Consider the following 10,499-nt stretch of genomic DNA (forward strand, 5'->3'; position numbering starts at 1 on the left):
GCTTGAGAACACGGGCCAGGCGATCAGTACTGATGCTCACCGCACGGTCAATCGAATCATCGCTGTAAACACCGCGAATAAACATAACGGCCGTGTATTCGGGTGTATTTTCATCGAGCATTCCGTAACGCCCGATACGTTCTTCTTTTTCACAGCCAATCAATAACGTTAGCAAGCCGGCTAAACACAGCAAATGAAGTAATTTTTTCATTGAATATCAACCTGTAATTGTTGTTATTAGAGTAGCAGGGATTAGATTTGAAAGGCAACTTTGGGCCAGAATGAACAACGGGGCCAAATGGCCCCGTTGTAAATTAGCATGTGTGATGCAATGGGTTTACTGTACTTCTTCCTGTTCACCGAAGGCGCCAGCAAACAGTGGGCTGGACAGGTAACGTTCAGTACCACTGGCCAGTAATACTACAACGACCTTGTCTTTGTTCTCTGGACGCTCAGCAAAACGCTTGGCAGCAACAACAGCCGCACCTGAAGAGATACCGGCCAGGATGCCTTCTTCCACCATCAGGCGGTGCGCCATTTCCATACACTCTTCGTTAGTTACCTGCTCAACTTCGTCAACCAGATCCAGGTCCAGGTTGCCCGGAATGAAGCCTGCGCCGATTCCTTGAATCTTGTGTGGCCCAGGTGTTAATTCTTCACCGGCTTTTGCCTGAGTAATAACAGGAGAGTCAGTAGGCTCAACAGCAACAGACGTGATTGCTTTGCCCTGGGTATTCTTGATGTAACGGCTAACACCCGTAATAGTACCACCCGTACCCACACCGGCTACGAACGCGTCTACTTTACCTTCAGTCGCTTCCCAAATCTCAGGACCGGTAGTTTTCTCGTGGATTTCAGGGTTAGCCGGGTTTTCGAATTGTTGTAACAAAACAAACTTGTCAGGGTTCGCGTCAACGATTTCCTGAGCGGCTGCCACAGCACCTTTCATGCCTTTAGGTGCTTCTGTTAATACCAGGTTTGCACCCAGCGCTTTAAGTAATTTACGGCGCTCAAGGCTCATGCTTGAAGGCATTGTCAGGGTGATTTTGTAACCACGTGCAGCAGCAACAAACGCCAGAGCGATACCTGTGTTTCCGCTGGTAGGCTCTACAATCTCTTTACCGGCAGTCAGGACGCCTCGCTTTTCCGCGTCCCAGATCATGTTTGCACCAATACGGCATTTTACGCTGAAACTCGGGTTGCGAGATTCGATCTTCGCGTAAACATTTCCCGATGTGACGCGATTTAATTTAACCAGTGGCGTATTACCGATAGAAAGTGAATTATCTTCAAAAACTTGCATGCTTGTTCCTTTTTGTTTGTCCTGAGCTCTACAATATTAGAACATAGTGCTTTGCGAACAAAGCTTGTGTCGTTGGTGCACAAAAGAGCTCTTTTGGTTACCCCTATATCATTGTTATTAAGCTGAAAAAAGCAAAGTGATTTTCGCTATATGTTATGGTTATTTTAATGGTTTACAGATTCGAGGATAAACATGGCTTTTAAAGGTACTGAAAATTATATCGCCAGTGACGACCTGCAGCTTGCGGTTAACGCCGCGATTACGCTGGAGCGACCGTTATTAATTAAAGGCGAACCGGGTACCGGGAAAACCCGTTTGGCAGAAGAATTAGCCGCCAGCCTGGGCACGGATTTAATCCAGTGGCACATCAAATCCACAACGAAGGCACAGCAGGGCCTGTATGAATATGATGCTGTGTCGCGCCTGCGTGATTCTCAACTGGGCGATGATAGGGTGCACGACATCAGCAACTACATTGTAAAAGGCAAACTCTGGCAGGCGTTTGAGGCAGATAAACGCCCGGTACTGTTAATTGACGAAATCGACAAGGCTGACATCGAGTTTCCAAATGACCTGTTGCTGGAGCTGGATAAGATGGAATTCTTTGTTTATGAGACTCAGCAATACGTAAAAGCGGCGCAGCGCCCGGTAGTGATCATCACCTCAAACAACGAAAAAGAGCTGCCGGATGCGTTTCTCCGCCGTTGTTTCTTCCACTACATTAAGTTCCCGACACCCGATGAAATGCGCCAGATTGTGCAGGTCCATTGCCCGAATATAAAACAGCGACTGCTAGAAGAAGCGCTGACGTCATTTTTCAATATTCGAGAGGTACCGGGGCTGAAGAAAAAGCCTTCTACGTCAGAGCTGATTGACTGGCTGAAATTACTAGTGGCGGAAGATATTCCCCCCGAGGCACTGCAAAACAGCGACAGCAAAGCCAGTATTCCGCCGCTCTACGGCGCGTTATTGAAGAACGAACAGGATATTCACCTGTTTGAAAAACTGGTCTTTATGGCACGACGCTAATGTTGGTTGACTTCTTTTTCACACTGCGCAAATACGGGGTCAGTACGTCGTTGCGCGAGCTGCTGGATTTATTAAAAGCACTGGAAAAGCAGGTGGTCTATGCTGACCTGCAACAGTTCTATTATTTAGCCCGCATTGTGATGGTGAAAGATGAATCCCAGTTCGACAAATTCGACCGGGCATTTGCTGCTTATTTTGAAGGGGTAGAGGCCATCGATTTGTTTGGTGACAGCATTCCTGAGGAGTGGCTGCGCAAGGAATTCGAAAAACACCTGACACCAGAAGAGCGTGAAAAATTGCGCCGGGAGGGTGGCCTTGAAGAACTGATGAAGACCCTGCGTGAGCGTTTGGAAGAACAGCAAAAGCGTCACGCCGGCGGTAATAAATGGGTAGGGACCGGCGGTACCAGCCCCTTTGGCGCTTATGGCGATAATCCCGAAGGCGTGCGTATCGGTCAGGATGGAAATCGTAAGTTTTCTGCCGTAAAGGTCTGGGATAAAAGGGAATTTAAGAACTTTGACAGCAACGCTGAAGTGGGTACGCGTAACCTTAAGATGGCCTTGCGTAAGTTACGCCAGTTCGCCCGGACCGGTGCCAGTGAAGAATTAGACATGCAGCAGACTATTTCCAGCACGGCCAGACAGGGAGGTATGCTGGATATCCATATGCAGCCTGAACGCCACAACGCGGTAAAGGTGCTTATGTTCTTCGACGTCGGCGGTTCCATGGATGCTTACGTAAAAGGGGTTCAGGAATTATTTTCGGCAGTGCACACCGAATTTAAGCACTTGGATTACTACTATTTTCACAACTGTGTGTATGAGTCGGTGTGGAAAGACAACGCCAGGCGAGACAACGAACGTATCGACGTGTGGGATATCATTCACCGCTATGGCCGCGACTACAAAGTGATTTTTGTGGGTGATGCCACTATGGGGCCCTATGAGATTGCCTATTCAGGGGGCAGTGTCGAGCACTGGAATGAAGAACCAGGCGCAACCTGGATGCAACGCCTGACCCAGCACTTTCAGCATTGTATCTGGTTAAATCCGCAGCCTGAAAATTACTGGCCCTATTATCAGTCGGTAAGCCTGATTAATGAGTTAATGGAGAGCCGGATGTTCCCGCTGACACTGGATGGCTTGAGTCGGGGCATTAAATCGTTACAGAAAAAATAACGCCGCCGCTGTTGTTGGTTGTCAAAAAGGCGTATAAATAACACATAAGGCGGGCCAGCCCCGCCGTATGTGTCTTCCGAGCACAGCGAACCGCTAGAACAAAGTACAATAATCAATTATATCAATACGACAGGGATGGCTACGTATGACTGATTCATCTGCGCCTCTACCAGCACCTAATTCGGCACCTGAGCCAGCTAACACCGACGACAAGGCGTTATCCAATAAGGAAACCCGGGAAATCGTCACGCCTTATGCTTTTGGCGTCGCCGACGCCTTGCTCGGTCAACCGTTGGCATCACCCATGCGCCGCTTGCTTGCGCAAATCATTGATATTGCCATTATCGCCATGTTGAGTTCAGCTCATGCTTTCGTGTTGGCGTGTTTTGTTGCGGTTACGTTTTTTAAGGCGGGCAGTCATCTGGCCAAAGGAACCAAGCGAACAACAGCAAGAAAAATGTTGCGGCTTTCGGCGGCATGCCTGTTGTTCCTGGTGACTTATGGGATTGTTGATGCCTATAACAGCACACCCGTACCCGAATACGGTTCTCCTGAGAATTCCAAGCAATGGGCGGAAGCCGGTATTGGCCTTGCTCAGCACCTTGCCTGGCGAGCGTGTGAAGACAATGTAGACTGCTACAAAGAGATAGCCTCGGACTTTGGCGAAGCCATTGCCGAGACAGGCATTTCGAATGCGGAATTTGACCGTAAGCTTGAGGCCTTTTTTGCCGACAAAGACATTGACCCGAAAACCCAGGCGGAGCTGACTGAGTTATATACCTCAGCGTTTAATGCATACAATCAATCTGACAGCGAAACGGCGAATGCGCCATCAGAGGACTCGGTTTCCGCCGACGAGGACGCATCACAAGAGCCAACTGTGAAATTAGGACTGGGGAACGACAACAATACCCAGCGCTCACAAAGTATCATTGGATGGGTAGAGGGAATCATTCGCGATCTGGGTTTAGGGTTTGGTTGGGCAGCCTTGTATTACAGTGTATTAACCGCCTGGTGGCGGGGGCACACCATTGGCAAAAAGCTGCTGCGTATTAAAGTGATCAAGCTCGACGGTAGTCCACTTAACCTGTGGGAAAGTTTTGGCCGCTACGGTGGCTATGGCGCAGGTATTGCCACCGGTCTATTGGGCTTTATTCAGGTGTTTTGGGACCCGAACCGGCAAACTATTCAGGATAAAATCGCCGAAACACTGGTGTTGTATCGTCCTGTTGGCGCTATTCCTCTTCCCCAGTTACTTGAAGAAGCAGAGCCACTTGAGCAAGCATAGCGCTAACCCCGAACTTACTGGTTTCCATGCAGTGATCCTCGCTGGCGGTCAGGCTAGTCGCTATGGTGGCAATAAACTGTTGTCCACTCACCCCGATTCCCAGTTGCCGTTGCTATGGCATGTGTATCGACAATACCAGCGTGCCGGGCTGACTGCGCTGTCAATAATTACCGGGCACTGGCACGAGGTGATACGGGCGAATTTGCCCAGTGATATTCATATACTCTTCAATCCGAAATGGGAAACCGGCCTGGCAAGTAGCGTGATATTGGCAAATCAGTCCGTTGATGAAAACAAAGCGTTAATTCTTGGCCTGGGCGACCAAGCGGGCATTACCGCAAATAGTATTTCCACACTCTGTAGTGCCTACAAGCCAACCTGTATTACTGCCAGTCAGTATGATGGCTTGCTGGGGGCGCCGGCTATATTTGCCCCGGCACATCGCTATTTGCTGGATAACCTGGCTGGCGATCAGGGAGCCGGTAAGATAATTCGTCATCAGTTTCAGACTAATAATCAACTGGTAACTCGGGTGCCACTTAAAGAAGCGGGCTGGGATATCGATACACCGTCCGACTGGCTGGATTGATCTTTTTGTCGTACGTCCCTATATCTAGGGAATGAAACGATATAACGCTTATCAACTTACTCCCTCTATCTTGCCAGTTGTCATGGCGGTAGCCGTATTATGGGTGATTCAGTCTGCCGGGGTCCTGTTTAAATGGGATTTGTCGCTGTTGGGTGTCGTCCCCCATGAAATCGCCCGGCTGTATGGCATTGTTACCTCGCCGTTAGTACACGGTTCATATGAACACCTGTTCAACAATACGTTGCCGTTAATTGTGTTGGGCAGTATGGTGCGTTACGGTTACCCGTCCTCGCGAGGAAAGGTGCTGCTGTGGGCTTGGCTGACGTCGGGGCTGGGTATCTGGCTATTTGGCAGAGAATCCGTTCACCTTGGTGCCAGCGGAGTGAGTCACGGCCTGTTTTTCTTTTTGTTTACAGTGAGCTTGTTGCGGAAAGACAAGCGCTCTGTAGCGTTGATGATGATCGCTTTTTTCATGTACGGCGGTATGGTCATGAGTATTTTCCCACGAGACCCGGGGATTTCCTACGAGGCGCATTTCTTTGGCGCACTGGGAGGGGTGATTGCCGCGGTGTTGTATTGGAAGCGCGACCCGAAACCCGCAGTGAAACGCTATCATTGGGAAGAACACACTGACGAAGAAGACCCGGTTATTGGCGACCTATGGCAACAAACGCCGCACCCTGATTCCACTGAAGTGCGTGTTAATCGTAATGGGCATTCACTTCAAGGGCATACACCTCAAGGGCATTCGGATCATCCGTATTCACACCGTCACGACAAGCACTATCACTGAGGGAGCGCAATACCAAAGTAATCCGTGATGCCAGCCAGAATATTGGTCGTGGCCAGCGATGCCAGAATAAATCCCATGACCCGACTAATGATATTGGCGCCCATTGGGCCAATTACGCGAATAATCACACTGCTGCCCAACATAAGAATCAGAGTGATCACCAGTACGATCATCATCATTGCTGCGGTCTGGGCCTGCTCCCAAATGGTGTACACATTGTTCTTGGTTAAGAGCACGGCAGCCAGCATGGCACCTGGGCTCGCAATGGAAGGTACTGCAATAGGGAATATCGCCGTCTCGCGAGCGTTATCGGCCATTTTTAGTTCCTGCTCCGGCTTACCCTCACCAAAAATCATCGAAAGCGCAAACAAGAACAAGACAATACCGCCTGCAATTTGAAACGCGGGTAGCGGAATATGCATAGCGGTCAGAATCAGTTCACCGGCCACTATAAAAAACAGTAAAACAAAACTGGAGGCCGCAAATGCAATCAGCGCAATGTTTCTGCGCTGCTTAGCCGTATGATGGGCAGTGGATGCCATAAAAACCGGTAGGGTACCTACAGGATCAATAACGGCGAAAAAATAGATAAGGACAGGAATATAATCAATCATATCAGAGCCAGCGTGGCACACTTTGTTGGTATTGCAGATAGTGATTCGAAAACTGCGAGGAAAGTTCTACCTCTTCAATTTTGACCTGTTTGTATAGTGCATGCCAACCAACGACTAAGCACACCAGGGTAAATAAAGAGGGAAGGGCCATGAAGAAGCCAGCCTGCGCAATAGCTACGCCCACATAGGCTGGATTACGGCTTATGTTATACAGGCCATGACTTACCAATTGTTGGGTTGCGGTACTGTCAACACCGCTGCGCCATTGTTTACCGAGTGAAAAGTTAGCGGCAATGGCCAGACCAAACCCCAACACCATAAACGCAGCGCCAGCCCACATGAGCTGAGGGATGTCTAAGCCGGTAAACCGCATCAGATACTGGTCGGTAGCCGGTTCGAACAGCCTTATCACGCATACAGCCCATATGCTGACCCGAAAGACCCGGAACGTGACATGATTCCACCAGTGCTGGCTAAAGCGTTCGCCCATGCACACAACAGGGGCTTGCTTGCGGTTTTTTACAAGAACCAGGCTGGTGTAAAATACCGCGACAAAGGTGAAAAACGCTGCTAAAAACACGCGCAACGCGTAAAAATCTTCCATGGATGACTCCGTGACATTGCTAATTCGGTACTATGGGTACGTTATCATTACTTTGCAAGTAAAATACGCCGAGGCCGTTATGCATTGCGCTGACTGCATGTAACCAGCAAGAGTTGGTGTTTAGCCAACCAGACGTGTTAGTCGTTGCTGCCAGTTTCCGTTATCTTCACGCAGGCAGCTTTCTTCACTGTCAAACCTCACATGATGTCGGCTGTCTTTTAGCCTGATGCCCGCCTTAAGCAATTGCTGTTGTATCAACTGGCGCATACGCTTATCGTCACCTTGTTGCTCTGCTTGAGAGACCTCTGCATCGATATTAAAGACACAGGTCACCATTAAACTTCCCGGAAAGTGGTCGTATCGGGCAGAGTGGGTAAGCCACTCAAATCCAATATCCCAGTCTTTCGCTGTTTCGCAAGCCAGGGTCAGCGCTTTTACAACATTATTGTCGAGTTTCTTAACGGTTTTTTTCATCGAAGCACCCGCTCAGGATATTCTGCGTTGAATATAGTACAGACGGGCCCCCAGCATAATAGCGGCGCTGGTGAGGCCGGCAATAATGCCCAGCCAGAACCCGGTTGCGGCAAGCGGTGCTGCGGTTACCCAGTCTGTACGCCCCAGAATAACACCGACGGGCAAACCAATGAGCCAGTAGGCGCAAAAGGTAATGTAGAACATGGCTGTGGTGTCTTTATAACCGCGCAATGCGTTGGCAGAAATAACCTGCACGGCATCTGAGAACTGAAAGATGGCCGCGAACAGCAAGAGTTTGAAGGAAATAGCAAACACTTCTTCGTTGCTGGTATATAAGCCGATAATGAAGCCCTTTGCCAGAACCGTGAAACACGCAGTCAGGCAGGCAACAAAAGTACCTATACACAACGCGCTTTTCACCGCGGTGCGCGCCTGTTGAGGGCGATTCTGGCCTATGCGATAACCAACGCGAATGGAGGTTGCCATGCCCATGCTCAATGGGAACATGAACATCAGGGCGGAAAAATTAAGCGCAATCTGATGGGCGGCGACCACATTGGCGCCAAACGGCGCGAGTAATAAGGCAATAACCGCAAACAGGGTAACTTCAAACAGAATGGTCATGGCTATCGGCAAGCCGAATATCAAGGTAGATTTGATTTCCGCAAAATTGGGAGCATACCATTGTGTAAACAGCTTGAAGGATTGCAGTCTCGGCGCAACGCGAATGTAAATCAGGGTGGCAATGCTCATGGCAACAAAAACCAACGCTGTCGCTATTCCACAGCCCGCACCGCCGAATGCCGGAATGCCCCAGCCGCCATAAACAAACAAAAAGTTACCAGCAATATTCACGACCAGGCCAATGACGGTAATGATCATACTGGGTTTGGTATGCCCGAGCGCTTCACAGTAGTTGCGAGACCACTGGTACAGCGCAAATGCCGGGAAAGACCAGTACACATAGCGTACGTAATCCGCTGTGATGGCTGCCAGGTTTGCATCCATAGGAAATACCGACACAATGTCAGATGCAAAAAAGGCAGCGGTAAAAGGCAATACGCTGATGAGAATTAACAGATAACCGGCTTGTTGCGTGGTGTTTGCGACCTGATGGAGCGCTTTTGCGCCATGGAGTCGTGATACCAGAGGCGGAATCGCCAGAGCAATACCCTGTATGAAGCTCATAACAGGAATGGTAATACTGAATCCAAGAGCCACGGCTGCCATGTCGACGGCGCTGTATCGACCCGCGATGATAGTGTCACTTACACCCATCAGCATTTGGGTAATTTGCGCAATCAGCAGGGGCCATGCAAGTTTAATCAGGCGCTGACTTTCTAACGCAGTGCGCCGGGAAATCATACTCATGCCGATGTGTTTTCCCAAATGCTAAATGGTTGGATCATAATGCTGTCACCCGCCTGTAATTCACTCACGTCTGCTGGTATCAGCATGTAACAGTTGGCCTGAACGATGCCAGTCATCACGCCCGAGCTTTGTTTAGCGTGCGGGGTAACCACGACCTTATTGTCTGCATCTAAGTGAAATGTTGCTCGCTGGAAATCGAGTCGACCGGGACGGCGTTTTATGGACGTCGATAACACCGCGGGGATGTGTTGACGATGTGAATGGGCACAGACTTGTTCACCCTGTAGCTGTCGAATCAGCGGGACAACCAGTTGTTCTGTGGTCACATAAGCCGATACCGGATTTCCGGGGAGTCCGCAAAACAAGGCATTGTTGATATGTCCGAAGGCAAACGGCTTACCCGGCTTAATGGCTACTTTCCAAAAGGCCACATCCCCAAGCTCTGCCAAAATATCCTTGATAAAGTCCGCGTCTCCCACTGAAACACCACCGCTGGAAATGACCAGATCACATTGCTGTGCTGCCGTTTCCAGGGTTTCCCGAATAGTTTGCGGATGATCCGGGACTATGCCGTAATCGATCAAGGTTACCTGACATTGGTGTAATAACGCTGCAACGCCAATGCGATTAGACTCGTAAATTTGCCCTTTAGCCAACGGTTCGCCCGCAGCTTTCAGCTCGTCTCCCGTGGCCAGTAAACCAACCGTGATAGAGGGGTACACTGACACTTTTGCGAGGCCTAACGAGCTGAGTAAAGTGAGGTGAGCCGGCGTTAATCGCGTACCGGCCTTAATGATGCAGTCACCAGAGACGATATCGGCACCGACCGGACGGATGTTGGCCCCAGCGCCGACGGTTTCGTTTAGGGTGATTTGATCATCCTGAGCAGTGACGTCTTCCTGCATAAACACCGCATTGCACATGGCTGGAATTGGAGCGCCGGTCATGATGCGGGCACATTCACCCCGTGCTATCGCGTAGTCTTTGGAGTCACCGGCGAAAATACGTGCCACAACAGGGAGTTGCTTGCCCATCTGTGCGTCATCCGCATGCATCACATAACCGTCCATGGCGGAGTTATCACAAGGGGGAACGTTAACCGGGGCAAAGACGTCCTGGCTGGCTACCCGATTCAGTGCTTCCAGCAGGGGCACGCTAACCGATTCTGCCGGTAATGGAGCAGAAGAACGCAGTAGATTAAGTGCATCTTGTAGAGGTAACCAGGGATTCGCAGCCATGAGAATGTCTTACAATTC

Annotated in this window: 11 protein-coding genes and 1 pseudogene; 5 read left to right on the plus strand and 7 right to left on the minus strand. The window is 49.8% G+C overall.

Annotation, left to right across the window (positions count from 1 at the left end; all coding sequences use genetic code 11):
• A pseudogene (locus AC4MRN_RS16040) lies at positions 1 to 211 on the minus strand (hypothetical protein); the annotation flags it as partial.
• 126 nt (positions 212 to 337) lie between these two features.
• A complete protein-coding gene (cysK, locus tag AC4MRN_RS16045; protein ID WP_073324651.1) occupies positions 338 to 1,303 on the minus strand; it encodes a cysteine synthase A in 966 nt (321 codons plus the stop codon).
• A 192-nt stretch (positions 1,304 to 1,495) separates the two neighbouring features.
• Here cysK and AC4MRN_RS16050 point away from each other — a divergent pair, with 192 nt between their 5' ends.
• The 5 genes from AC4MRN_RS16050 to AC4MRN_RS16070 all read left to right on the plus strand — a co-directional run bounded on the left by AC4MRN_RS16050 (position 1,496) and on the right by AC4MRN_RS16070 (position 6,180).
• The gene (locus tag AC4MRN_RS16050; RefSeq protein WP_155014961.1) at positions 1,496 to 2,332 is read left to right on the plus strand and encodes an AAA family ATPase; all 837 of its coding nucleotides are present in this window, start codon (positions 1,496 to 1,498) and stop codon (positions 2,330 to 2,332) included.
• The gene (locus AC4MRN_RS16055; protein WP_491203844.1) at positions 2,332 to 3,510 is read left to right on the plus strand and encodes a vWA domain-containing protein; all 1,179 of its coding nucleotides are present in this window, start codon (positions 2,332 to 2,334) and stop codon (positions 3,508 to 3,510) included. The genes AC4MRN_RS16050 and AC4MRN_RS16055 overlap by 1 nt, the downstream gene beginning before the upstream one ends.
• 145 nt (positions 3,511 to 3,655) lie before the next feature.
• Positions 3,656 to 4,798, plus strand: coding sequence for an RDD family protein (locus AC4MRN_RS16060; RefSeq protein ID WP_491203845.1), 1,143 nt, complete (start codon positions 3,656 to 3,658; stop codon positions 4,796 to 4,798).
• Positions 4,785 to 5,387 (plus strand): nucleotidyltransferase family protein, encoded by a 603-nt coding sequence (locus AC4MRN_RS16065; protein ID WP_491203846.1) that lies wholly within the window; start codon positions 4,785 to 4,787, stop codon positions 5,385 to 5,387. Before AC4MRN_RS16060 ends, AC4MRN_RS16065 begins: the two co-directional genes overlap by 14 nt.
• Before the next feature lie 31 nt (positions 5,388 to 5,418).
• Positions 5,419 to 6,180 (plus strand): rhomboid family intramembrane serine protease, encoded by a 762-nt coding sequence (locus AC4MRN_RS16070; protein ID WP_491203847.1) that lies wholly within the window; start codon positions 5,419 to 5,421, stop codon positions 6,178 to 6,180.
• Here AC4MRN_RS16070 and AC4MRN_RS16075 read toward each other — a convergent pair.
• The 5 genes from AC4MRN_RS16075 to moeA form a co-directional block, all read right to left on the minus strand.
• On the minus strand, positions 6,174 to 6,794 hold the full coding sequence (locus AC4MRN_RS16075) for a MarC family protein (RefSeq protein ID WP_155014956.1): 621 nt from the start codon (positions 6,792 to 6,794) through the stop codon (positions 6,174 to 6,176). The two genes, AC4MRN_RS16070 and AC4MRN_RS16075, sit on opposite strands and share 7 nt — an antisense overlap.
• Position 6,795: 1 nt before the next feature.
• Complete coding sequence (locus AC4MRN_RS16080; protein WP_491203848.1) at positions 6,796 to 7,398, minus strand: methyltransferase family protein; 603 nt, start codon at positions 7,396 to 7,398, stop codon at positions 6,796 to 6,798.
• Between the two features lie 120 nt (positions 7,399 to 7,518).
• Positions 7,519 to 7,872: a Fis family transcriptional regulator gene (locus tag AC4MRN_RS16085; RefSeq protein ID WP_073324644.1), complete on the minus strand. Its 354-nt coding sequence runs from the start codon at positions 7,870 to 7,872 to the stop codon at positions 7,519 to 7,521.
• A gap of 12 nt (positions 7,873 to 7,884) precedes the next feature.
• Positions 7,885 to 9,237 (minus strand): MATE family efflux transporter, encoded by a 1,353-nt coding sequence (locus tag AC4MRN_RS16090; RefSeq protein ID WP_491203850.1) that lies wholly within the window; start codon positions 9,235 to 9,237, stop codon positions 7,885 to 7,887.
• A gap of 2 nt (positions 9,238 to 9,239) precedes the next feature.
• Positions 9,240 to 10,481: a molybdopterin molybdotransferase MoeA gene (gene moeA / locus AC4MRN_RS16095; RefSeq protein WP_491203849.1), complete on the minus strand. Its 1,242-nt coding sequence runs from the start codon at positions 10,479 to 10,481 to the stop codon at positions 9,240 to 9,242.
• Positions 10,482 to 10,499: the final 18 nt, after the last annotated feature.

This window comes from Marisediminitalea sp. (assembly GCF_984433645.1).